Here is a 23,763-nt window from a genome sequence, read left to right as displayed (position 1 = left end):
GGAGGTGCTAACTTTAAAATGAGTTAGCACCTCCCTTTTTCTTTTATTCTTAAAAAGTGTACACTCCCATTCGACTTATGATCAGCGAATCTTGGGATACCTAATCTTACCTAAAGTTAGCTACGGTTGTTCATCTTTTATAAGCGACAAAACCTGCTTGTCAGTTTCTACAACTTACAACCAACTTACGCTACCGGTCTCAACGTCATAGTTTGCACCAACAATCTTAATTTTACCCTCTTCTTCAAGTTTACGGAGCGTTGAACTTTGTCTGCGAATGTCACGGATCGCATGTTTAATGTTCTGTTGATTTAGTTTTTCAAGCAACACACTATTTTTAGAAGAACGTTCTTCCCCCTGATCGATCACCTCATTAATGATCGGGTCGAAATGATTAATCAAATGATTTAGGTTATCCATTCCCATGCCCTCGATCTGTGCCGCATCCAATCCTCCTTTTAATGCTCCACATTTGGTATGCCCTAGAACGACAACAAGTTTAGAACCGGCCACATTGCAACCAAACTCCATCGAACCTAAAATATCCTGGTTGACAAAATTTCCGGCAATCCGGATACTGAAGATATCGCCCAATCCCTGATCAAATATAAGTTCAGCTGAAGTACGGCTATCGATGCAGCTTAGCACCACGGCAAATGGCCATTGTCCCTCACGCGTAGCGTTCACCTGTTCGAGTAGATCGCGGTTAGCTTTCAGATTATTAACAAAGCGCTGGTTTCCCTCCTTCAGGAAATCTAATGCTTTTTCAGGTGTAATCGTCGATTGTGTTTCGTACGTATGTGCCTTCATAAAATTTTATTATTTGGAATATTAAAGGTAAAATTAATACGTTACATTTTAATTACCAATAGGAGAAAATACCTGTAATTTCTTACATAGCCCCAGTGATTTCGTTCTTTGTGTAATAATCCATCCAAGCTTTAATTCTTCCAACAAACATTTTAAGATAGTTTTCTGTCAAAAATATGTTGGACCAATCAAATCTTTGTGCCTGTACGCCCAGATAAAAAATAAAAATAGAAGCGCCGGCTTTTGGTATTAAGCTGAGCTCTTTTTCAGATAAAAATCTAGTGCTCTGGTACCCCCGCAAGAAGCTTTGCATTTTTAATTCATACTGCGCTTTATCTGATTCTATGAAAAACAGTTGTTTACAGAAATATCCAACATCTAAAATTTGCCATCCATTTCCACAAAAGTCAAAGTCAAAAATCGTAATCTCCTTTTCGTCTGTAATGGCCATATTATCATACCATATATCCATATGTATAATTCCGGTTTTCGTATTATCGAAATCTGAATTTTGAAAATTTTCTCCAAACTCCCTAATGAATTCCATTTCTGGCAAGTTGTCTGAAAAGAATTGTCTTAAATACGCATAAGGTAGTTCTATAAGAGACGTCTTATGATAAGATACTCGGTTAATGTTCTTGTTTTCGGTATGGTTGTGCATATTCGCCATTAGAACACCTATTCGAAAACAAGTTTCCTTGTCCATAAATCGAATTTTCTCACCTTGAGCAAAGGAAAAAAGTACAACATATCGGATTCCTTCAGGTGCATTTATTTCTTGAATGAATGCTCCGTCTTTATCTTCAATTGGAAAAGAAACACTTAAATTTTTATTCTTCAATGACTTCAAAAGTTCAATCTCTTCAATAATTTCGATTTTTGACCTCCAATTATGACTATAAACGCGCAAAACATATTTCGTTTCGGTATTGGAAAGAAAATACGTGTGATTCATTCCTGTTCTGAATAGGGTACAATTGTATTTGTCGTCTAGGCCATATCTATCTTTCACAAAATCTCCTAATTGTTTGGCAGAAAGAGTAGAGGCTATAACCGGAAATGTTGTCATTTTTTTTTCTGGAAGTTAGTATTGGTTTTTTTAGATACTAAAAGACAAAAAAAGCTTGCAATATGAATTGCAAGCTTTTTTTAAGTTTTAATCTTTCGATCTGTAGCCCGTAGGGGAATCGAACCCCTGTTTCAAGAATGAAAATCTTGCGTCCTAACCCCTAGACGAACGGGCCGTTTTCTGTTTCGGTGTGCAAATATAGAAATATTTATAAATGTGTCAAAATTTTTATCTTTTTTTTATTCATATTTTTTAAAATAGATCATAAAACCCTCTAGAATAGCTATATTTAGAGTCATTGAAAAAGTAACCAACATGACTAATTTTAAAAAAATCAAAAAACCGCTACTCTATGCCGGACTAGGCTTGGCTTTATTAAGTCAGGAAGCCTATGCCCAGAAATCGAGTGCTATCGCAGATCAACTGCAACTCACCTGGAAGGTCAAAGACGGACAGAATATCCGTAAAAATCCGGTATCCACCCTAATTTTAAAAAACAAGGGGAAAAGTGCTGTTCAACTCAACGACTGGAGCCTCTGGTTTAATTTTATTCGCTCTATTGATCCCGATAAGGTCGACAAACGTTTTGCGATAGACCACCGAAACGGAGATCTCTTTCAGGTTAGCTTTAAGAAAAATAACTTTTTATTAAATGCGCAAGATACAGTCCACATCGATTTTATCACGACTGGACTGGTCAATTATACGGATGGGCCAATTGGTCTATACCTAAAAAATAATAAGACTGGGCTTGCAACAAATATTTCGGATTATTCTGCGGTTAAAATTGCTCCCCAGTCGGAAGCTGAAAAAACAGCTTACTTTGCTTATAAATACGACCAAAACAAGCTGGTAGAGGGTGCAGTAGCACAGCATATCATCCCTTTACCAAGCAATATCAGCATCAATAATAACGAGAAATTCAACCTATCGGCGGGTACAAAACTGTTTGTTGACCATGAATTTGCTAGCGAAGGAGGCTTTCTGACAGATTTCCTGACCAGCTATTCAGGCGTTAAGCTAGTAGCTTCATCCAGTCCACAAGGCGGCATTGAAATTGTCAAAACAAACAACTTAAAGCCCGAATCCTATCACTTGACGATTGGTGCTAAAGGTATACGAATAGAGGCTTCTGATAAAGCGGGTGCATTTTATGCCATACAGTCGTTAAAATCGTTGATCAATCACAGCCAATGGAATAAAGCCACAAAATCGATCACATTACCATTCGGTAACATTGAAGATAGCCCGCGCTATGGTTACCGTGGATTTATGCTTGATGCTGCCCGTAATTTCCATAGCAAAGCCGAGGTTTTAAGAATATTGGATCTCATGGCTTCCTACAAATTGAACAAGTTCCATTTCCACTTCATTGACGACGAAGGTTGGCGACTGGAAATCCCATCTTTACCTGAATTAACGGCTATCGGAGCCAACCGTTCGGCTAATTTTGAAGATGGAAAGGCAATACAGTCTGCTTATGGATCTGGCGCTACCGCTAAGCCGCATCAATTCTACAGTGTTGCTGACTATATCGAAATTTTAAAATATGCTCAGGCAAGACATATAGACGTCATACCAGAGGTAGAAACTCCTGGTCATGCCCGCGCAGCGATCAAAGCAATGCGCGCGCGTTTTGCACATTACTCAAAACTTGGCGATAAACAAAAGGCGGAGGAATTCCTGCTGGACGATGCAGAGGACAAATCCGTTTACAATTCTGCACAAAACTGGAATGACAATGTCATGAACCCTGCCCTACCTTCAACCTATCACTTCCTGAGCAAGGTGATCGATGAAATCAAAGCGATGCATGATCAAGCTGGAGTTCCGTTGAAAATTATCGATTTGGGAGGCGACGAGACGCCAAGTGGTGTTTGGGAAAAATCGCCAAAGGTATTGGCCTTTATGAAGGAAAATAATATCGCTAATGTACTCGATGTATGGCCACTGTATATTACCAAAATTAATACCCTTGTTCAAGAAAAAGGGTTGACGATGTCTGGATGGGAAGAAATGGGTATGCGCAATAAAGGAAAAGGCATGGTTGTCAATGCCGATCTAGGAAAATCCGGCATCCATTTGAACGTTTGGAACAATCTCCCTGGCCAAGGACAGGAAGACCTCGCTTATCGATTGGCAAATGCAGGATATAAAGTTGTTTACACGAGCGCTGCAAACAACTACCTGGATATGTCTTGGGACCGTGACTTCGCTGATCCTGGGCACAGTTGGGTCGGTACCGTTAATCTAAATAGAACATATTCATTTTCTCCTGAAAATTTCTTCATCAATCTGCGCAAGGATGACACCGGAAAAGATCTTAGACCTGAGGCATACACCAATAAAGAACAGCTCACAGCGGAAGGGAAGAAAAACCTCCTCGGTATCAAAGGCGCCTTATGGGCAGAAAAGGTATCTACTGACCAACGTCTTGAAGAAATGATATTTCCACGTTTAATAGCGATTGCTGATCGCGCGTGGGCACCTGAACAAACCTGGGAAAAAGGAAACTCTTTTGACGAGGCCACTTATCGTAAATCGTATACTTCCTTTATCAAAAAATTAGGTGAGGATGAATTGAGAAAACTGGATCGGGTAAATGGAGGCTATACCTATCGACTTCCTAAAATTGGAATCAAGAAAGAGGGTAGCCAACTCCTTATCAATACCGATTATCCCGGTTTCAAAGTTTATTACAGTGACAACGGCACTACGCCAACTTTGAAATCTAAACTTGTGAACGGTCCAATACCATTCCAGACTGGAAAGAAATACTTATTTAAGGTATTTGATGCCAAAGGACGATCAGGTGATGTAATCAGCTATTAATTCATTGGGACGCAAAATGATAAACGCTATTGGCGTTGACAATAAAAAAAAGCTGCCTAAAATAACATCAGTCACTTCAAAAATCGACTGTTTGAACTGGCACTTAAGCTGATAAAGGCAAAATAGAATAAAAATAGGGCTGTCCAATTTCTTTGGGCAGCCCTTCTGTTTTATATAGATATTGTATCCTTAAAACTTATAACTCAATGCAACAGCAGCATTTCTTGGATCGATCTGATTAATAAAACCACCTCGGAAGTATGAATTCAATCCAATCTCATTGGTGATATTATTCACAAAGACTTTCGCATCAAATTTGCGCCATTTGTATCCCACCTGTGCATTTAATGTGGTATAAGCTGGCATATTGAAAGGTTCTGTACCATAATATTCGCCATGTCCATTTGGCGTTAAGCTATATTCATTGACAGGTCGGTCTCCAACATAATAAACGCCCGCACTTAAACTCAGGTTCCGAAGAGCTCCTTGATCAAATACATATTGTATCCATGCATTTGCCGTATGTTTTGGCGCATTCATCGGTGCCGATCCATCCATATAAGATGGTGAATTTTTATATCGTGCATCTAAATAGGCATAGCCCAACATCACAGTCAAATTTTCCAATACGCGACCGTTCAACTCAGCCTCAATACCATCGCGTACCAAATCCCCAGCCTTAAAGTATAATCCTGTAGGATCATTGGTTCCGGCCTTATACTCCGCATTGGTCAAGTTAGAGGTATAAATATGGAAATAGGTTAAATTGAAACGTAACCGATTATTCAGCCAATCGGATTTAATTCCCCCCTCAAATTGTTCGGTTTTAGAAGCACCTGCTGCTGTACCATCGGTTAACGGATTCGCAGCATTCCTTAAATTCGTTGAGTTTGTATAAGACCCAAATACATTAAAATTCTCAAATGGCGTAACAATCACCCCCGCCATTGGATTCCATGCAGACTCCCTTTTATTACCGTTTGATGTGAAATCTTTTGTTGTAATTTCGGAATAACGTAAACCTAATACAGCCTTAATGTATTTATTAAATTCAATAACATCCTGCCCCATAAATCCGATAGAAGAATAATAACTTCGTACGGGAGTTCCTGCCGTATAAGCAATTTGCTTTCCTTTTCGCTGGTTACCCAATGAATCGACATAGACAACCTCGGATAGATCATTTACCCAATCGCCGTGAATATCAATAATATCAATTACAGAACTATTTTGATCGGCTTTTTTCAAAAGAATATTTTTCTCCAGTGGACTTAATTTTCCTGCAAAAGATGTTGTTGTCGCATCAGCAATACGATAGTCCACCCCAGCCTGAACCAAATGTTTTACTTTGCCCGTATAAAGATCTTTTCCGATCAAGTCAAACTGAAAAGTTTTATTCTTGTCATCGCGCAGGTTTTTGCTCATTGAGCGCGAGAATGTATTATATTGTTTTGCATCGTCTTTAATCAATGAGGAAGAAGATGATTGGTTATCAACCTGATAAGATGATGTTGCAATAGAAGCTCTGATGCTCCAGCGATCGGTCAATTCATGATTGATCTGAGCCATAAAGCTCTTCATCTCTGTATTATTATTATCGGAATTGAAGCCCAAAAACTTATTGTTCGGGATAACATATAACGCATTCACGCCTTGCGAAGGATTTAAATTGACTGCAGAATTAACCGGCGTGCGATTATCGTTAAAATAATCACCCTCCAAAGTAATTGTCGTCTTATCCGTTGGTTTCCAAGCTAAGGATGGATTTAGATAAACACGGTTGGAGGATACACTTTTGCGGTAGCTATCGCTACGTTCATAAGCGCCATCCATTCGAAAAGCAACGGTCTCTTTCTTATCTAGTACCGTTTGGAAATCAAAGGTTGGGCGGAATTGCCCCCAGCTTCCTGCACGGACACCAATCTCTCCAGAATTAGTGAAATTAGGAGTTTTAGTGACCACATTAATTACCCCACCAGCATTACCAATATCCGTAATAACACCCTGTGTAACCGCAGCAGACCCTTTAATCATTTGAATAGACTCCACACCTTGCATATCAACGACTCCAGATGCAGTCTGAAATTGAGAGTCCATCCGCACACCGTTCTTTAATACAGGAACCCCTCTGAAACCACGTGTTGACAAAGATTCTTTAACACCCCCATAAGAACCAAACAAAGTTACACCCGGAATATTTCTTACAGCGTCTGTCAACGTCAGAATACCCTGATCTTGAATGACCTTATTGGAGATGACAGAAATACTCTGAATTTGATCCGAAGGTTTTAATGGCATACGTGTAATCATTTCCAAGCCTTTTGGCTTTTTGTTGCGTTCACCAAACACTTCTACCTCATCAATTGCCTGCTCATTGCTCACCAGGATGATTGGATCAATAATCACTTCAGGGCTCTTCGTGCTAAAAACATAATCGATAACGGTTGTTTGGTAGCCCATATAAGTGAATTTAATCACCGTATTTTGGTCGATGCCATGTAGTCTAAAATGACCTCTATGGTCTGTACGGACCTTTTTATCTCCGATTGAAACGGTTACTGAACTTAAGGGATTATTTTGTGTATCGACGACTTTACCTTTGACGATTCCCGAGGTTTGACCATATACTGCACCTCCGATTAAAAATGTAGAAGCAAGAGCTAGTAAGTGTTTGTCCATGTTAATAATTTTGGGTAATTATTTTTAATTATTCTAAATAACACCGCAAAGGTATAAAAAATAACCTATTTAGAATGATTAAAAATAAAAAAGTCCTGAACCACCTCAGGTTCAGGACTTTTTTATGTCGTCAGACAGTTATTTTATAGTCAGACAATTATTCTAGTCAAATTTCCATCTTACGAACGCTTCAATAGCTTCATAATTTGCAAGACCTAATTGGTCATATAAAGCTGCGGTCTCGCTTGTACGGTCTTCAGCACGTACCCAGAATTCACGTGGATCATCTCCAGGGAATACAGGTAAATCTTTTTGAGATTGGTGTTTGAAGATGGCTAAACGTTTGCGATAAACTTCTTGTGGAGATAACGGAACGGCCATTTGGATCTCGTGGATTGGGTATTCATGCCATGCTCCTCTGTATAACCATAACCAACAATCTTTGGTCCACTCATCTGTTTTGCTCAATCTGCTCAATGCTTCAAACAAGATATCGAAACATACTTTATGCGTACCGTGTGGGTCAGCAAAGTCACCTGCAGCAAATACCTGGTGTGGTTTTACCTGACGCAACAATTCCATTGTTTGTTGAATATCATCTTCAAAAGATACATTTTTTGAAAACTTCTGTCTATCATAGAAGGGTAGATCCTGGAAATGGATATTTTCATCGGGCAAACCAACCAAACGAGCTCCTGCGATCGCCTCACCCTTACGGATCAATGCTTTGATTTTACGGACAAGTTCAGTATCGATCTGATTTGGTTTTTTTGTCGCAAAAATTGCTCTTTCCTCATCATAAATTCGACCGATCTGAGAAGCTTCCGCCTCTGCCCCTATTTGTTTTGCTAAATCTTCAGCAAACTCCAGATAACGTACCACATCATCATCCCAAACAGCTGTATTACCACAAGTTTGGTAAGCAACATGGACATTGTGTCCTTGGTCTGCCAGACGAATAAATGTACCCCCCATTGAGATGACATCATCATCTGGGTGTGGAGAAAATACAATCACATTTTTCTTCGCTGGATTTGCACGTTCAGGACGTTGTGAATCGTCAACATTGGGTTTACCTCCCGGCCATCCTGTGATGGTATGTTGGAGTTCGTTGAATATACGGATGTTGATATTATATGCCGGACCGGTTTCTGTAACCAACTTGGCCATCCCGTGTGCATTATAATCCTCGTCGGTAAGTTTCAGGATTGGTTTTTTGATCTCTAAAGCTAACCAAACAACTGCTTTTTTAATTAAAGAAGGTGTCCAGGTAACATCTTCAGCCAACCAAGGAAGATCAAAACGTGTCAACAATGAAGCAGCAGCTTCATCAAGAATAAATTCAACGTTATCTGATAATTGAAGATAAGTTGCAGGAATCTCTGCGGAGATTTCACCCTCAACTGCTTTTTTAATGATCTCAGCCTTTGTCTCGGTCCAAGCCATCAAAATAATCTCTCTCGCTTTAAAAATTGTACCTACACCCATGGTAATCGCTTTTGTTGGTACATTTTCTTTTCCACCAAAAGCACGTGAAGCATCGCGACGGGTCAAATCGTCCAACGTTACGACACGTGTACCTGAGTTAGGTGCAGAACCTGGCTCATTGAAACCGATATGGCCGGTACGGCCAATACCTAATAATTGAATATCTAAACCTCCAGCAGCTGTAATTTTCTGTTCGTAAGCCTCACAGAATGCATTTACTTGGTCAGGAGCTAAGGTACCATCTGGAATATTTACATTGGCTGCATCAATATCTACGTGGTCGAACAGGTTTTTGTTCATAAAGGTCACATAGCTCTGATCAGCGTCAGGTTGCATCGGGTAGTATTCGTCAAGATTGAAGGTAATCACGTTCTTAAAGCTTAAACCTTCTTCTTTATGCAAACGAATCAATTCTTGATAGACTTTTACCGGTGTGGCACCAGTAGCAAGGCCCAGAACAGCTTTCTCACCTTTCTCTTGCTTTGCACGAATAATTTCAGCAATACGATTTGCAACGTTTTTCGAAGCTGAATTTTGATCTGGATAGACGCTCACAGGGACTTTTTCGAAGCGCGTTTCTTCCAATAAATTTAATCTAGCCATTTTATGGGTATGTTGATAAACGTGAATTACAAATTTATAAAATTAGTACCTCAAGTTGAAGTAAAATTTTAATAAAGTCGTTCTTTCTTAGCGATATTTTAAATAAAACCTTTTAGCTATTCTATTAGCTCAATAATAGGGTTATACCTTATTCAAAATCTCGACGGCTTTTAATAGCGTTTCATCCTTTTTAGCGAAACAGACCCGCAAAACTTGTTGATTTGTAGCTTCTTTATAGAACGCAGAAAGTGGGATTGTTGCAATTTTGTGCTGCCTGGTTAACGCGCATGCAAATTCAAATTCCTTCTCCTGACTGATAGCACTATAATCTATATTAAGGAAATAAGTTCCTTCGCAAGGAAGAATCTTAAACCGGGATCCCTTTAATCCATCCTTCAACAAATTCCTTTTCCGCTCAAAAAAATCCGATAGGCCTTTGACATAGCTTATATCCTCCAGATATGCTGCGATAGCGAATTGCATGGGCGTATTTACGCTAAACACATTGAACTGATGTACTTTTCTAAATTCTTGCGTTAATTGCGCCGGGGCAATGCAATAACCAATTTTCCAACCTGTTGTATGCAATAACTTTCCAAAGGAAGCAATAACAAAACTTCGCTCCCGCAAGGTGGGTATCTCCAGTACCGATTGGGGCGAAACACCATCGAAAACAATATGCTCGTATACCTCATCGCTCAGCAACAGTGCGTTGGTACCTGATAACAAATCTCCAAGTTTAAACAATTCTTCTTTACCAAGTACTTTGCCTGTTGGATTATTCGGATTATTGATGATGATTAAACGGGTTTTGGAATTAATTAACGTAGCTACGTAATCCCAGTCAATCTGAAAATCCGGAGCTAATAATCGCACGGGAATAACTTTACCTCCGAACAACTCGATCGTCGGCGCATAACAATCGTATGCCGGTTCAAAGATAATAACCTCATCTTGTGGCCTAACAACTGTGGCAATAGCTGTAAAAATTGCTTGTGTGCCGCCAGACGTCACAGTAAGCTCCGTTGTAGCATCAACCGACACGTCATAAACTTCACGATATTTTTTGGCGATAGTATCACGTAATATCTGTGCCCCAATCATTGGCGCATACTGGTTATACCCCTGTTCCATTGCCTTAGACACCAATTGAACCAACTTCGGATCGGTCTCAAAGTCCGGAAAACCTTGCGACAGATTTAAGGCTTGCTGCTCATTGGCAAGCATCGTCATTTTGGTAAAGATCGTCGTGCCGACATGTGGAAGTTTAGAAGTTAGGTTGAAGTTCATTTTTTGACATTTTATTAATCTACTAAATTAGTGGATTTTCTTATATTTGTAAATATATATAAGAATAATAACATGATAAAATACATCACACTACTTTTTTTAGTTCTGCCATTCTTTGGTTCTGCACAAAAAAAAGAACTTACCAAAGAGGAGTATATTGCACGCGTTAAGGCTGCTCCGGATTCTATATCGACATTGGTTGACTTGCGTAGAGTCGGCGGTTATGACCCAGTATATACCGAGCTTCAGGCGCTCTATAATACCTTGGGTAAAAATGTCAAGAATTCAAGTGAAGGAAAAGAGTTCCAAGACTACTTAAATACGTTGGAAACGGTTCAAATTGGGAAAATAGCACCCGCGTTTAAGCAAAATGACACTACTGGTAACCCTGTAAAGCTTTCGGACTTTAAAGGAAAGTATGTTCTCCTTGATTTTTGGGCATCTTGGTGTCCCGATTGCCGTGTCGAAAGCCCAGATCTTGTAAAAACATACCAACAATTTAAAGGTGAAAACTTTGAAATATTGGGTATATCCTTTGACAAGGATCGCAATTCCTGGATTAAAGCCATCCATGCAGATAAATTGCACTGGCGTCATGTTTCGGATCTTAAACGTTGGCAAAATGACGTCGGAACATTATACGGCGTAAAATCTATTCCTCAGAATGTACTGATCGATCCCAATGGGAAAATCGTCGCCAAGAATTTACATGGTGATGCTTTACGCGCGAAATTGAAAGAAGTCCTGAAAAAATAAACTATAGACGAACCATAAAAAGACCATGCTTTAGTAAAAGCATGGTCTTTTTATTTTCATTCTTTGGAAAACCCATTTTTCTTTAAAAATCTATTTTAAGATGATCCCAGTAAATTAGGATATTAAACGATTGATTGCCCCTTTTTCTCGTTTAGCCAAACAAAGCACTGAAGATGTCTTCCAATTTGGCAACCGGACGAATGGCAATATCATATTTTTTAGCATCCAATCCTTTGGTATTGAATTTAGAAATAAAAATACCATCAAAGCCCAACTTCTCGGCCTCCTGTATACGCTGTTCAATGCGATTTACGGCCCTTATCTCGCCCGATAAACCAACCTCACCGGCAAAAGTCAGATTGGATCGAATCGCGATATCTTGTTGTGAAGAAATAATTGCAACAACAACAGCCAAATCGATCGCAGGATCTTCAACACGCAACCCACCGGCAATATTCAAAAACACATCCTGTGCACTTAACCTAAAACCAAAGCGTTTCTCCAAAACAGCCAACAGCATATTTAATCGCTTCGTATCGTAACCTGTAGAAGAGCGTTGGGCATTTCCAAACGCCGAGTTACTCACCAGTGCCTGTACTTCAATCATCATAGGGCGCATTCCTTCGAGCATCGCCGCAATGGAAACGCCACTAACAGGTTCATCGCGCTGGGAAATCATAATCTCCGAAGGATTCGACACTTCCCTTAGCCCCGACCCCTGCATTTCATAAATGCCGAGTTCTGAAGCAGATCCAAAGCGATTTTTTACAGCCCGTAAAATTCGGTATACATGATGACGATCCCCTTCGAATTGAAGCACCGTATCTACCATATGTTCTAAAACCTTTGGCCCTGCAATAGATCCGTCCTTGGTAATATGCCCTACAATAAAAACTGGTGTACTGGTTTCCTTTGCAAACCGCAGCAATTCTGCGGTACATTCGCGCACCTGAGAAACCGACCCTGGCGCCGATTCAATTTGTGCGGAATGTAAAGTCTGTATAGAATCTATGACAATGACATTCGGCTGTACAGTCTCAATCTGCTTGAAAATATTTTGAGTCGATGTCTCGGTAAGGATATAACAATTTGCTTTAGAAGATTGTGACAATCGCTCGGCCCGCATCTTAATTTGCTGTTCGCTTTCTTCCCCAGATATATAAAGTGTCTTGACTTGGGGGATTGATAAAGCGAGCTGTAACATCAACGTAGATTTCCCAATACCGGGTTCGCCTCCGATAAGTACCAAGGATCCCGGAACGATACCACCACCAAGAACCCGGTTAAATTCCTGATCAGGAGTCAATATCCGTAATTCATCCTGATAGACAATTTCGTGGATGATTGCAGCTTTATTCGCTCTTTTCGTGCTTCCACCTGTGGTAGAACTGCGCCATTCGGGCACTTTTGAGCTCGTCTTTTCGACGACTTCCTCAACAAAACTATTCCATTGCTTACAAGAAGGGCATTGTCCCATCCATTTGGGAGACTCGTAGCCACAGTTTTGACAGAAGTATGCTGATTTTGATTTTGCCATGCTACGAAATTACAAATTTATAGCTGTTAAAAGCGTAATATCATGCCCCATACCTATTATATTACCCAGGATATTACGCAAGGACTGATCAGCCTTTCCATAATGCTACTCCTATGGCGGCTTAAGTCAATATACAGTATATTACGTATTACTAGCTACCACATCACTATTTTAACAATACGTGAACAATGCTGCGTGTATACTGGAACCTTACTCACAAACCTTAAAAAAACCGAAGTGTTTATTCTTCATTTTCTTTTAAGATCCGCAAAAAATTTTGTCCCATGATCTTCGCAACATCCGTTTTTGTATAACCTCTCTCCAACAGCGCTTTGGTCAGTAGCGGAAATTTAGAAACATCTTCCAGACCTTGCGGTGAGGATTCTATGCCATCGAAGTCCGAGCCTACAGCCACATGATCAATACCTACTTTTTTGACCAGATAGTCGATATGATCCAATAGTTTCGAAAGTGGAGCATCGGCTTGCCGTTGAAGTTCTTTTGGCAACTTTTCATACATGGACCAGGTACTCAATGTTGTATCCCCCTTATCACCAAATTTGCCTACATACAAATCCTTAAGTCTTGTTTCATAGGATGGATCCAAAAAACCTGAATAAAAATTGACACCAACAACGCCGCCATTTTTTTTCAATGCCTCCAATTGTGCATCTTTCAGATTGCGGAAATGTGGACATAATTCATAGGCGTTGCTATGGGAAACCAAGATCGGTTTGGTCGTTGTCGCCAGCACGTCATAGAAAGTCTGCTCTCCGCCATGGGACAGATCAACCATCATCCCTAATGCGTTCATCTTCCGAATAATTGCTCGACCTTCTACTGTCAGCCCTTTATCCTTGGGATTCATACGCCCTGATTCCATTGCAGCGCAACTCGCCCAAGACAAATTGTAGTTCCAGGTTAAAGTGAGGTATCTGGCACCACGCGTATAGAGTCGCACGAGATTATCGATTTTTCCTTCAATCATATTTCCACCTTCCACACCGATTAAAGCAACTATTTTACCTGATTTCAATATAGCCTCAATGTCACGTGAAGATTTTGCCAAGCTTATTTTATCGGCATTTTCTGCAATCACCTTTTCCAATGCATCGATCTGGTCATTGGCGTGCTTAAATGCCCCGGATTTCCATTTCGCATCATCAGACCAAACAGCAAACACCTGTACATCGACACCTCCCTCCCGCAGTCGCGGTAAATCTGTAGCTCCTGTACTTATTCGCTGGCCGATATTTTTCCCCTGGAAAATGGATTCATAAATCACATCATTGTGTCCGTCGACGACCACCAAATCTTGGTGTATCTGTTTATAGTCTTGACTATATCCAACATTGTTGAGTGTCGTCATTGTTAGTCCAAGTAATAGCAGGCTTTTTATCATTTTTGACTTTCATTGATCGTTTCATAAATTGCGTCCTGAATCCTGCTTCTGATATTCAGGTCCAACAGCTTGGTACTCACCTGAGGATGTACGCGATTAGACAAGAAGATATAGATCAGTTGATTCTGCGGATCAATCCAGATGCACGTTCCTGTATAGCCAGTATGTCCAAATACAGAGCTATTCGCTAACTTAGATGGATATTCATTTTTTGGGTTTGGATCCCAACGGTCAAAACCTAAGCCCCGGCGGCTGCTTGTCGATTGCCTGGAGGTAAATAAATCTACTGTTTCGGTTTTAAAGTAGCGCTCCCCCCCGTACTCTCCTCTATTCAATAGCAATTGACCGTAGATTGCCAAATCGTTTGCTGTAGCAAATAATCCGGCATGCCCAGCAATACCGCCAGCCATTGCCGCACCCTGATCGTGGACATAGCCTTCTAGCAATGTTTTCCGAAAGGAGGTATCCTGCTCGGTAGGAACGATTTCATCCTTTGCAAAACGCTCTCGGGGAAGGTACCCCGCGCGCGTCATCCCCAATGGCCTGTAAAAGTTCTCCTGCACATAATCTTGCAGAGGTTCAGCGGTCTGATGTTCTGCAACTTCCTTCATCACGTACATACTGATATCACTATACACATAATTTCCAGTGGGTTTTACAGGCGATTTTAGCATCTCGGGCCACATAACATCGCGGTAATAATTGTTGAGGATATAGCTATTGTCTGCCATTTTTACTTGATGGTTATCATCGCGCACTGAAACAACGTCTCCTGCTTTCAGATATTTATAGAAGGGAATAAAAGGTGTAAATCCTGCTTCATGCAACATCACGGAACGAAGCTTGATATCCTTTTTATTGGTATACTTTGCCTGCCATAGGTAATGTCCCATGGTACTATCCAAATTAATAATATTCCGCTCGGCAAGACGCATAATGACAGGAGTGGTGCCGGCAATCTTACTCACAGATGCGAGATCAAAAATATCAGTTGTTTTGGTGGGAACATCTTTGGAATATGTGTGAAATCCGTAAGATTTCTCCAAGAGTACTTGCCCGTCTTTCACAATCATGACAACAGCCCCCGGTGTTGCTTGCTTATCGATGGCTTCTTGTGCAATGGCATCAATTTTCTTCGTCAATTTGGTCAGGTTCAGATTAGAACTTGATGCAGCGCCATATTGCAGCCTTGTCTGTGTGGTTTTGACATGACCGGCGGTTATAGGAATCCCACCAAAAATAGACATTGCCATCTGACGCTGTCCCATTTCTGAAAAAGGAGCAAGTAATTCGATCAAATCAGACTGTGGGTGCTCCGATAAACTCTTTTTGTTCTTTTCGTTTTCAAAAAAATGACAAAGGATAACTTTTTTATTGTTTAATACGGCCTGCTTCAACTGTGCTAGACAATCTGCATCTAAGTCATCTTCCTTTCCAGCCACAATAATGGTGTTATAATATTTGATGTCCTCATCAAATTTATTAAAATCAAAGATTTTGGTGTTTGCATAGCGGGCCAACTGTTCTGTGAACATCGCATATTTTGCAGCGTTAGGAACGACAACTGCAATGTGGTGTTGATCCAGATTCTTTAAAGGCAACACTTGATCGAGGTTATTAAACAGTATTGTTTCGTTTTTGATCGTCGACTTATATTGAGCAAACAGGGGGCTAATACAGAACAAACCTGCAAATAAAGCCCCAAAAAATCGTTTTTTCATTCTGCTTTTATCGTTTTTTAGGTTCTATCAAATAAAAATACGAATTAAATAACGAAGGAGTATGACCACTAGAAAAAAAATCAATTTTGTTACCCGACTTGACTATCTGGGTTAATAAATTCTGTCTCCCTTGGTCATTGCAGATTCAACTATCCCCGGATTGCATCATGTAGGTTTTTTCTGTAAGTTTGACTAATGCCAGAATTGATTCAAGATAAAACAATATTTTCCCTGCTGGAAGTCAGCCGCAGTATCCAAAAGACACTTGCAGAGCGGTATAAGAGTTTGTATTGGATCAAAGCCGAAATGAACAAGCTCAATCATTATACGCATTCTGGCCACTGTTATCCTGAACTGGTTGAAAAACAGGATGGTAAAATTGTCGCTGAAATTCGGTCTATCTTATGGAAAGCGGATTACAATCGTATCAACAACAATTTTCTTAAAGTCGCCCAAGAACCTTTGCGGGAAGGGATTACAATGTTATTTCAGGCAAGTATTTCCTATGACCCCATGTACGGATTAAGCTTGCGCATTGTTGATATTGATCCGACTTTTACCTTAGGTGAACTTGAAAAGGAGAAGTTGGACAGTATTCGAAAGCTGAAAGCAGAGGGCATATATGAGTCCAATAAATTATTGGGCTTTCCGGTGGTTCCCAAAAGATTGGCGATTATTTCGGTAGAAACAAGTAAGGGACTTTCTGATTTTTACAAAATCATTAATCAAAACCCTTGGGGTTACCGCATAGAATGCACGCTCTTTCCGGCATTATTACAAGGAGACAAGTCAGTACCTTCTATTATCAATCAGCTTGCAGTTATTGCTGAAAAAATCGACACGTACGATGTCGTCGCCATCATACGTGGAGGGGGTGGTGAGGTCGGGCTTTCCAGTTATAACAACTACTTATTGGCACGTGCTATCGCTATCTTCCCAATCCCTGTATTGACGGGCATTGGGCATTCGACGAATTACACGGTTAGTGAAATGGTCGCCTATAAAAACGCGATTACGCCCAGTGAGCTGGCCGATTTTCTGATTCAGAAGTTTCATAACTTTGCTATTCCGGTCGATAAGGCATCGGAAAGTATACAGCAACTTATTCATTCTCGGTTTAAAGAAGAGCGCAATGTACTATCTCAGCTCGCAACGCATATACAATGGATCGGAAAAAGAGAAATTCAGACCTCGAGAACCGCTGTTCAGCAATTTCAACGTGAGCTGAACTCCTTGATAAAATTGCGGTTTTACGAGCACAAAACAGCTTTGGCTCATACCGAACGAATTATTCAGCTCTCTGATCCAATTCGGTTATTGAAACAAGGTTTTTCAATTACTAAGGTTAACGGAAAACTACTGCAGTCGGTGACACAGGTATCACCGGGCGATGTGATACAGACGATACTCGAATATGGCGAACTTACCAGTACTGTAACGGATAAATCTCCGAAAGAAGGTTTGGATGCGGACCAGGCTTAATCCGGCCATCGGTACACAAAATTTTAAAGAAAGCATATCATAATGGAACAGAATTATACCTATACAGATGCCTTTAACGAGTTGCAAACAATCGTAAAGGAAATTGAGAATGGCACAACAAATATTGATGAGCTCGCTGGAAAAATCAGGAGAGCTTCAGACCTCATTCAAGTCTGCAAAGCCAAGTTAACAGCGACAGAGGACGAAGTAAACAGTTTATTACAGCAAATATCCCCTGCTCAGGAAACGGATGATGACGAATCGTTAAACTAAACGACAAGGCACATCAAGATCCTCGGTAAAATAATAACTGGCACATAAGCGGTGGTAACCATCTGCTATGATAAGTTTCCCATTTGCCCGAACCAACAGAATTGGAGATAGCTTTTCTTTCTTCTTGATCTTTCTTAGATTTTCCTTGACGTGGCGATTGGTATCAGGAAGCAGCGGAAGTGCACTAGCCCGCAAAATATCCTTGGATTTCTTTTTTATCGTAGTTGCTCGTCTAAGTTTGTCAACAAAGGCCTTACATTCTTCCGGAACAAATAAAAGCTCCAAATAATCGTAAGCTGCGGGGAAGTCATGTTCCTGGGGATCCGCTAACCAAAAAGCCTGTCCTTTTTCAATTTTAACTGTACTCATAATATAGCTATCATTTCCTAATACATTTCAGCTTATCCTAAAGCTTGTTAATATTGATAAGCCACGACCTGCCTATCACGGCGTACTGTTTCTACAAACTCCCGATGTTTGGTCACATTTCCGGTCAATCGCCAAATGGTATTCAAACTTTCTTTATTATAGCGTTGACTGACAATGACTGCCTTAAAACCCATCCGTCTGATTAACTGCTCGGTATGTTCAAAATCTGCCTCAGATGAGGTCTGCAGTTCATAGTCTTTTATTTTGTGACAATTGTCAATATAGGTCTGTAAATACGTTAACAATGCCAAAATCGCCAAAACCAACCCTACACCAATAAACGCTAAAAATATATATCCGGCACCAACACACATGCCCAAAGAAGCTGCAGCCCAAATTGTCGTAGCGGTCGTTATACCACTTACTTTATTGTCTTCTTTGAAAATCACACCTGCTCCTAGAAAACCGATACCAGTAATAATATTTGCTGCCAATCGATCTGGATTTGCCAATCCAATTTTTAACGAAAGAATAGTAAAAAGACAAGATCCAAAACTCACCAATATAAACGTCCTCAGACCTGCGGATTTATTGCGATATTCACGTTCAATCCCAATCAGCAGACCTATTAAGACTGATAACATAATCAGTAAGACGTCGCGCGATTGGAAGGGCTGTAATAGGTTATCCATGAGTTTATTTCTTCTTCATCCAATTTAAGAAAAATAGGGAGATCTATCAAATGACCTCCCTATTAAAGAATGATTTTTCTTCGACCTAATACATTGGTACTTCAATTAGCAGTAATGATGTATCATAGTAAGCTTCAATCGCTATTTTTTCTGTTTCGTATAAACCAATGGCGTCCCTTCTTGAAAGCATTTCATTTGCTACAGCGATCTTTCCTTCCAAAACAAAAAGATAAAGCCCATTTTTCTCTGAATGAACGGTATATTGTATCTTTTTACCCGCCTCTATGTCTGCCAAGTTAAAATATGCATCCTGATGTATGTGTACAGCATTGTGATCCATTTTATCCGGAGAAACAATCGTTGCAAATTTATTGTGCCGATCTAATTGAAGGTAGGATTTCTGATCGTATCTGGGCTCCAACCCTATTTCGTTGGGGATTACCCAAATTTGTAGAAATTTAACAAGATCCTTCTGATCGCTATTAAACTCGGCGTGCTGCACCCCGGTACCTGCAGACATAATCTGCACATCACCTGTTTGGATCGTACGGCCATTGCCCATACTATCCTGATGTGCCAGTGCCCCCTCCAGTGGTATGCTAACAATTTCCATATTGTCGTGTCCATGCCGATCAAAACCTTGACCACCTTCCACCTGATCATCATTCAATACCCTCAGGGCACCAAAATTCATCCTTTCGGGATCAAGATACTGTCCAAAACTGAATGAATGCGCACTTTTCAGCCAGCCGAAATCGACGTGGCCACGATCACTTTCCCGATGTATAATCTTTTGCATGTTGTCCTCCTTACTGCATAAGCTTCTAACTATCAGGAGACAAAACCCATACCAACAGGAATATAAACCCAAAATCTGACAATTTGTCAAAAGAGAGGACTATAGTGGCTTTAATTTATCTGGAGCAAGCGAATGAACGAGTGCACGCGCAAGAATTCTATTCGGATCAATAACAATCATACCATTATAATCCCGTTCCGGAATAGCTAAAGGCAACTCTGCACAACCCAAAATAATGATCTGTGCACCCTTTTTCTTCAGGTCATCGATGACCAACAATAAATCCTCCCTTGCTTTATTCGCGATCGGTACCGGCTGTGCTTTTATGCCATAGTCCGCATCATAGATTGCATTATTTACCTTTTCTTGCTGCGCCCCTTCTGGCTCGACAACAACGAAACCTTTTCGAATAAATGCTTCCCGATATAAACTGCAGATCTGCTCGCCAGCAGTAGACAAAATACCTACTGCCGTATCGGGATAGTTTTCGTCCACAAACCGGACCGTTTCATGAACGATATGCACTATTTTCAACGCACTCCCCATACGAGCCATCTCATCTTGAACAACAGAAAAAATAGGTTCTGCGTGTGCCGTATTGGACGGAATCGCCGCAATGGTCGCACCGGCCATTTCAAGCTGCCTTAAAATTGCAGCGATAGCTTTACCAGGGTTAACCTTGGATTTATCCAATAAATACGCCGTTCGGTCAGGGATTAAATTTGGACATGAGAATAACAATAGCGGCAAGTGTTCCTGATCGGATCTTGCCGCCGTCTCATCTATAATTTTCTTTGTAATATCCAAGCCGCCATAAGGGCCTAGTCCACCTACTATTCCAATCATAAAACTATTTTTATATCATAGATATAACCAATAGCCTTACAAATGGTTTGTAGAAATTACCATTCTATGGACTGATCTTCGTCAGGAATCTGCGTGTTCAATTGCCGTTCCAAGATCAATGAGCCCGAAACCTTAAATTTAATGGCTGTCGTTGAAACCAAGGTATAATCCGTAAATTCATAATCCACATTATTTACCGTAATATAACGATGCAATAGGTATGGACGTACAGCATCCATCTGTTCAGAAACAGTATAACTTGCATCCTTTTTAACAGCAAATTTCATATTTGGATTTTCAGCCCGAAATGTAACCCCTCCTGTTTCATTAAACGTTGCAAATACTTTATAATTTTTCCTGTCTTTACGATCTTCGTCAATGTTCCCTGCATAAAAGAAAATTGTGTTTTCATCAACCACGTAGCTTCTTATTTGACTCTTGACGATCGGAGTCTCACTTTCATGCCCATCCATCACAACTTTTAGGGCTGTCCCACTGTAAGTACCTGAATAATTATTGAAAGGATTTACACGCAGCAATGCTTTCTTATAGTATTTCCTGGGGTTTATTTTGTATTTGGCCGCCGGATCCTCTAAAATAGTCAGTGGCAGCACCCATTTTTCGGCCATATCAATCCCTTTAAGCGAAAAATCAATCGCCATTAATGCCGTGTTTTCTCCTGACTTAATATTCACGGTCTGGGGAATTGAAAAATAACTGTTATTCAGCTGTTTGTAGTAGAAGTCCTCTCTAGTCTGAAAACGCTCATAATTCAGTATGCCCAATGTGTCCGGATCTACCGCAACACGTACTGAAAGGTCCGTATTATTTGTGGTCGATCCACTTACTTCCAACGGCTGTAGAAATGTAGTTTTTTGCCCCTCTTTATAACGGACATAAATATTTGCTACACCCTCATTTTCCAGAGGGGCTTTAAATGAAACGTAATGTTCAAATTGTTCCTCTTTCCATTCATCGTTGCAAGCATTACAAACGAATAACACCATCAGGAACAAAAGCTGTATAGATGACTTTTTCATAAATTGCATAGTTGATTAATCGTTATAAGTCCAACCAGGGTTTTGTGTTAAATTCTTGTTGCGTTTAAGCTCCGTATGGCTAATCGGCCAGAACCACATTTTATCCGCAAAGATCGTTTTCAATGTCCAGATCGCGACTGGTTGGTAGAAAAGATCACGTTCTTTTTCATTCATCAAGACATTACACCCATAAACCGGCAAAGCTTCTTCAACCGGAGCATCCATCCAACGACGCAAATCATAGTAGCGTTGTCCCTCACCCATAAGCTCTATAAACCGTTCACGCTTTATAGACTTACGTAATTCATTCTTACTTCCGTATACACTCGCGGAATAATCAGGAACTCCACCCCGAATGCGAACAGGCTGAATACCCTTTTTAATTTCAGCGATGTCGCGGTTTATCGTATAACTTCCACCTCGCCAGGACGGAATCGTAAAAGAACTACTTAGTTCATTTAATGCTTCGGCATACATCAGTAGTATATCGGCATAACGTATCGCGGGTTCTGCTTTGGGGACGACACGCGATCCCACACCGCCCTCATAAGTATCACTTGGGTGAACAAATTTTTTAACCCCAAATCCTGTGCGTAACCAATATCCATTGGCCGAGTTAAAACCATTGCCTTTTGGATCTGCACTATAATAAAAAATTTGTTTATTGCGATTTTCTTCCTTGGTTTCATTGAGCAAAGTCCAAAAACTACCACTATACGAAACGGACGCATAAAACCTAGGCTCACGATTTGCATATTGCAGGGACACGCCAGGGCGTAATGGTCTATATCTTTTTGCATCATAATCCTCCTGGGTAACATATCCCATACTTCTGTTAGAGCCATTACCACGTCCTATCTCTTTATCTTTACCCGGTACATCAGTCCCATCATTCATGTAATAAGCATCGACCAGTTTCTGCGTAAGCCCATGTGTATTCCACCCTGTTGCAGAGCGTGGCAACTGATGGATAACCATTTGGTCAATCCCCTCATTGGGCTGATTACTACCACGTGTAAATATAAGCTCAGGATTACCCGAGGCAGATAATGTACCGTCAAAGACCTGTGCATAGGATTTCATTGGATCAATATTTGCCCATCCTTCCGGCCAGTTTTTATCGGAAAAATTATGATCCTCAGGTGGTTTTACTGTCGCATCGCCTCCTGTTTCCTGAAAAGGCGCTGTATAAAGTTTATACACCCCTAGTTCGATCACATCTCGGGCAGCAGCAGCAGCTTTGGCCCATTTCTCTTCCTTGAAGTCTGCTGAAAGTAATCGTTTACCCTGTTTATCTACCAACAGTGCCGCATACCCTGAATTATTGCCATTAGCCAATGGACTTGCCGCATACAGTAGTACTTTGGCACGTGCAGCCAATGCAGCACCAACAGTTGGCCGTGCGGAACCGTCCTGCCCACGCTTCATCCCCAAGGTTTCCATTTCTTTGGCCGCCTGTAACAGCTCATCGCTTATATAGGTTGCACATTCCTCATAGGTACTTCGCGGGATTGCCAGATCATCATAACTCTCGGTATAATCTAACCCTTCATCAGGCAATAAAGGAACCGGGCCGTATTTCCGGAGTAACAACCAGTAAAGATAAGCTCTTGCAAAACGCGCCTGTCCCCGATAGTCTGAGATCTCAGCTGCAGACATCTCGCCATTCATATAAATATTCTGAATAAAGGTTGATGCATTGCGAATTCCGCGATAAGATTGAGTCCATGTTCCTTGCTTATCATTTTCGGTGTACTGCCCCATTTTGAACATATTGTAGGACAATTCATTTTTTGAAGGATCGTAATCCCGATCCCGGTCACCATAATACATATCATCTGCGAAACAATGAGGCGTATTCCCCTTACTGGCAACATCTGCATTTTCGCCCCGGAATTCTTCAAAGACATGCGCCAACCATTCCTCTGAATATACTTTACTTTTAAAGGTCTTCTCTATGTTAAGCCGATCCTTAAAATATTGGTCGGACTTCAGATAATCCTTTTTACAGGACAAAGCAAAACTTGCTCCCAACACAAGCAGCATTGCAATGCATATTTTATTTCTTTGCATCT

Annotated in this window: 18 protein-coding genes and 1 tRNA gene; 4 read left to right on the top strand and 15 right to left on the bottom strand. The window is 40.6% G+C overall.

Annotation, left to right across the window (positions count from 1 at the left end):
• Window positions 1-174: 174 nt before the first annotated feature.
• The 3 genes from ACLCDV_RS00435 to ACLCDV_RS00425 all read right to left on the bottom strand — a co-directional run bounded on the left by ACLCDV_RS00435 (window position 175) and on the right by ACLCDV_RS00425 (window position 2,054).
• The gene (locus tag ACLCDV_RS00435) at window positions 175-810 is read right to left on the bottom strand and encodes a carbonic anhydrase family protein (RefSeq protein WP_120335688.1); all 636 of its coding nucleotides are present in this window, start codon (window positions 808-810) and stop codon (window positions 175-177) included.
• Between the two features lie 82 nt (window positions 811-892).
• On the bottom strand, window positions 893-1,879 hold the full coding sequence (locus ACLCDV_RS00430; RefSeq protein WP_317668934.1) for a phosphotransferase: 987 nt from the start codon (window positions 1,877-1,879) through the stop codon (window positions 893-895).
• Between the two features lie 103 nt (window positions 1,880-1,982).
• A tRNA-Glu gene (locus tag ACLCDV_RS00425) sits at window positions 1,983-2,054 on the bottom strand.
• 140 nt (window positions 2,055-2,194) lie between these two features.
• Between ACLCDV_RS00425 and ACLCDV_RS00420 the strand changes: the two genes are divergently transcribed.
• Window positions 2,195-4,711 carry a family 20 glycosylhydrolase gene (locus ACLCDV_RS00420; protein ID WP_411972606.1) on the top strand — a complete coding sequence of 839 codons (2,517 nt, stop codon included), beginning with the start codon at window positions 2,195-2,197 and terminating at the stop codon, window positions 4,709-4,711.
• Between the two features lie 189 nt (window positions 4,712-4,900).
• Here ACLCDV_RS00420 and ACLCDV_RS00415 read toward each other — a convergent pair whose 3' ends face one another.
• The 3 genes from ACLCDV_RS00415 to ACLCDV_RS00405 all read right to left on the bottom strand — a co-directional run bounded on the left by ACLCDV_RS00415 (window position 4,901) and on the right by ACLCDV_RS00405 (window position 10,771).
• The gene (locus tag ACLCDV_RS00415) at window positions 4,901-7,390 is read right to left on the bottom strand and encodes a TonB-dependent siderophore receptor (protein ID WP_411972605.1); all 2,490 of its coding nucleotides are present in this window, start codon (window positions 7,388-7,390) and stop codon (window positions 4,901-4,903) included.
• 162 nt (window positions 7,391-7,552) lie between these two features.
• Window positions 7,553-9,481, bottom strand: a complete 1,929-nt coding sequence (gene nagB / locus ACLCDV_RS00410; RefSeq protein ID WP_201669845.1) for a glucosamine-6-phosphate deaminase — start codon at window positions 9,479-9,481, stop codon at window positions 7,553-7,555.
• 141 nt (window positions 9,482-9,622) lie between these two features.
• Complete coding sequence (locus ACLCDV_RS00405; RefSeq protein WP_411972604.1) at window positions 9,623-10,771, bottom strand: methionine aminotransferase; 1,149 nt, start codon at window positions 10,769-10,771, stop codon at window positions 9,623-9,625.
• Window positions 10,772-10,843: 72 nt separating this feature from the next.
• Here ACLCDV_RS00405 and ACLCDV_RS00400 point away from each other — a divergent pair, with 72 nt between their 5' ends.
• Entirely contained in the window at window positions 10,844-11,527 is a 684-nt protein-coding gene (locus tag ACLCDV_RS00400) for a TlpA disulfide reductase family protein (protein WP_333575970.1), read from the top strand.
• A gap of 151 nt (window positions 11,528-11,678) precedes the next feature.
• Here the strand turns inward: ACLCDV_RS00400 and radA are convergent, their stop codons facing one another.
• The 3 genes from radA to ACLCDV_RS00385 form a co-directional block, all read right to left on the bottom strand.
• Window positions 11,679-13,064 (bottom strand): DNA repair protein RadA, encoded by a 1,386-nt coding sequence (gene radA / locus ACLCDV_RS00395; RefSeq protein WP_333575972.1) that lies wholly within the window; start codon window positions 13,062-13,064, stop codon window positions 11,679-11,681.
• Window positions 13,065-13,305: 241 nt separating this feature from the next.
• Window positions 13,306-14,466, bottom strand: coding sequence for a dipeptidase (locus ACLCDV_RS00390; RefSeq protein WP_411972603.1), 1,161 nt, complete (start codon window positions 14,464-14,466; stop codon window positions 13,306-13,308).
• Window positions 14,463-16,187, bottom strand: coding sequence for a serine hydrolase domain-containing protein (locus ACLCDV_RS00385; protein ID WP_411972602.1), 1,725 nt, complete (start codon window positions 16,185-16,187; stop codon window positions 14,463-14,465). The genes ACLCDV_RS00390 and ACLCDV_RS00385 overlap by 4 nt, the downstream gene beginning before the upstream one ends.
• A 195-nt stretch (window positions 16,188-16,382) precedes the next feature.
• On the opposite strand from ACLCDV_RS00385, the gene xseA reads away from it, so the two are divergent.
• Both xseA and xseB read left to right on the top strand, forming a co-directional pair.
• On the top strand, window positions 16,383-17,669 hold the full coding sequence (gene xseA / locus ACLCDV_RS00380) for an exodeoxyribonuclease VII large subunit (RefSeq protein WP_411972601.1): 1,287 nt from the start codon (window positions 16,383-16,385) through the stop codon (window positions 17,667-17,669).
• A gap of 42 nt (window positions 17,670-17,711) precedes the next feature.
• Window positions 17,712-17,942: an exodeoxyribonuclease VII small subunit gene (gene xseB / locus ACLCDV_RS00375; protein WP_411972600.1), complete on the top strand. Its 231-nt coding sequence runs from the start codon at window positions 17,712-17,714 to the stop codon at window positions 17,940-17,942.
• Here the strand turns inward: xseB and ACLCDV_RS00370 are convergent.
• The 6 genes from ACLCDV_RS00370 to ACLCDV_RS00345 all read right to left on the bottom strand — a co-directional run bounded on the left by ACLCDV_RS00370 (window position 17,934) and on the right by ACLCDV_RS00345 (window position 23,761).
• On the bottom strand, window positions 17,934-18,311 hold the full coding sequence (locus ACLCDV_RS00370; protein WP_153845333.1) for a hypothetical protein: 378 nt from the start codon (window positions 18,309-18,311) through the stop codon (window positions 17,934-17,936). The genes xseB and ACLCDV_RS00370 overlap by 9 nt on opposite strands.
• Before the next feature lie 47 nt (window positions 18,312-18,358).
• A complete protein-coding gene (locus tag ACLCDV_RS00365; RefSeq protein WP_317668948.1) occupies window positions 18,359-19,003 on the bottom strand; it encodes an MgtC/SapB family protein in 645 nt (214 codons plus the stop codon).
• A gap of 85 nt (window positions 19,004-19,088) precedes the next feature.
• A complete protein-coding gene (locus ACLCDV_RS00360) occupies window positions 19,089-19,802 on the bottom strand; it encodes a pirin family protein (protein ID WP_411972599.1) in 714 nt (237 codons plus the stop codon).
• A gap of 99 nt (window positions 19,803-19,901) precedes the next feature.
• The gene (locus tag ACLCDV_RS00355) at window positions 19,902-20,648 is read right to left on the bottom strand and encodes an aspartate/glutamate racemase family protein (protein WP_317668950.1); all 747 of its coding nucleotides are present in this window, start codon (window positions 20,646-20,648) and stop codon (window positions 19,902-19,904) included.
• A gap of 56 nt (window positions 20,649-20,704) precedes the next feature.
• A complete protein-coding gene (locus tag ACLCDV_RS00350; RefSeq protein WP_317668951.1) occupies window positions 20,705-21,688 on the bottom strand; it encodes a DUF4973 domain-containing protein in 984 nt (327 codons plus the stop codon).
• A gap of 15 nt (window positions 21,689-21,703) precedes the next feature.
• Window positions 21,704-23,761 (bottom strand): RagB/SusD family nutrient uptake outer membrane protein, encoded by a 2,058-nt coding sequence (locus tag ACLCDV_RS00345; RefSeq protein WP_411972598.1) that lies wholly within the window; start codon window positions 23,759-23,761, stop codon window positions 21,704-21,706.
• Window positions 23,762-23,763 lie beyond the last annotated feature (2 nt).

Origin of the sequence: Sphingobacterium sp. Lzh-3 (assembly GCF_046764375.1) — a bacterium.
GTDB lineage: Bacteria > Bacteroidota > Bacteroidia > Sphingobacteriales > Sphingobacteriaceae > Sphingobacterium.
This window is presented reverse-complemented; position numbering and strand designations above follow the sequence as displayed.

Excerpts from the sequence above, each read along its gene's own strand:
- radA (WP_333575972.1), bottom strand. The coding sequence starts at position 13,064 with ATGGCAAAATCAAAATCAGCATACTTCTGTCAAAACTGTGGCTACGAG.
- ACLCDV_RS00435 (WP_120335688.1), bottom strand. The coding sequence starts at position 810 with ATGAAGGCACATACGTACGAAACACAATCGACGATTACACCTGAAAAA.
- xseB (WP_411972600.1), top strand. The coding sequence starts at position 17,712 with ATGGAACAGAATTATACCTATACAGATGCCTTTAACGAGTTGCAAACA.
- ACLCDV_RS00345 (WP_411972598.1), bottom strand. The coding sequence starts at position 23,761 with ATGCAAAGAAATAAAATATGCATTGCAATGCTGCTTGTGTTGGGAGCA.
- ACLCDV_RS00370 (WP_153845333.1), bottom strand. The coding sequence starts at position 18,311 with ATGAGTACAGTTAAAATTGAAAAAGGACAGGCTTTTTGGTTAGCGGAT.
- ACLCDV_RS00400 (WP_333575970.1), top strand. The coding sequence starts at position 10,844 with ATGATAAAATACATCACACTACTTTTTTTAGTTCTGCCATTCTTTGGT.
- ACLCDV_RS00415 (WP_411972605.1), bottom strand. The coding sequence starts at position 7,390 with ATGGACAAACACTTACTAGCTCTTGCTTCTACATTTTTAATCGGAGGT.
- ACLCDV_RS00430 (WP_317668934.1), bottom strand. The coding sequence starts at position 1,879 with ATGACAACATTTCCGGTTATAGCCTCTACTCTTTCTGCCAAACAATTA.
- ACLCDV_RS00350 (WP_317668951.1), bottom strand. The coding sequence starts at position 21,688 with ATGAAAAAGTCATCTATACAGCTTTTGTTCCTGATGGTGTTATTCGTT.
- ACLCDV_RS00365 (WP_317668948.1), bottom strand. The coding sequence starts at position 19,003 with ATGGATAACCTATTACAGCCCTTCCAATCGCGCGACGTCTTACTGATT.
- ACLCDV_RS00390 (WP_411972603.1), bottom strand. The coding sequence starts at position 14,466 with ATGATAAAAAGCCTGCTATTACTTGGACTAACAATGACGACACTCAAC.
- ACLCDV_RS00405 (WP_411972604.1), bottom strand. The coding sequence starts at position 10,771 with ATGAACTTCAACCTAACTTCTAAACTTCCACATGTCGGCACGACGATC.
- ACLCDV_RS00385 (WP_411972602.1), bottom strand. The coding sequence starts at position 16,187 with ATGAAAAAACGATTTTTTGGGGCTTTATTTGCAGGTTTGTTCTGTATT.
- nagB (WP_201669845.1), bottom strand. The coding sequence starts at position 9,481 with ATGGCTAGATTAAATTTATTGGAAGAAACGCGCTTCGAAAAAGTCCCT.
- ACLCDV_RS00360 (WP_411972599.1), bottom strand. The coding sequence starts at position 19,802 with ATGCAAAAGATTATACATCGGGAAAGTGATCGTGGCCACGTCGATTTC.
- ACLCDV_RS00420 (WP_411972606.1), top strand. The coding sequence starts at position 2,195 with ATGACTAATTTTAAAAAAATCAAAAAACCGCTACTCTATGCCGGACTA.
- ACLCDV_RS00355 (WP_317668950.1), bottom strand. The coding sequence starts at position 20,648 with ATGATTGGAATAGTAGGTGGACTAGGCCCTTATGGCGGCTTGGATATT.
- xseA (WP_411972601.1), top strand. The coding sequence starts at position 16,383 with ATGCCAGAATTGATTCAAGATAAAACAATATTTTCCCTGCTGGAAGTC.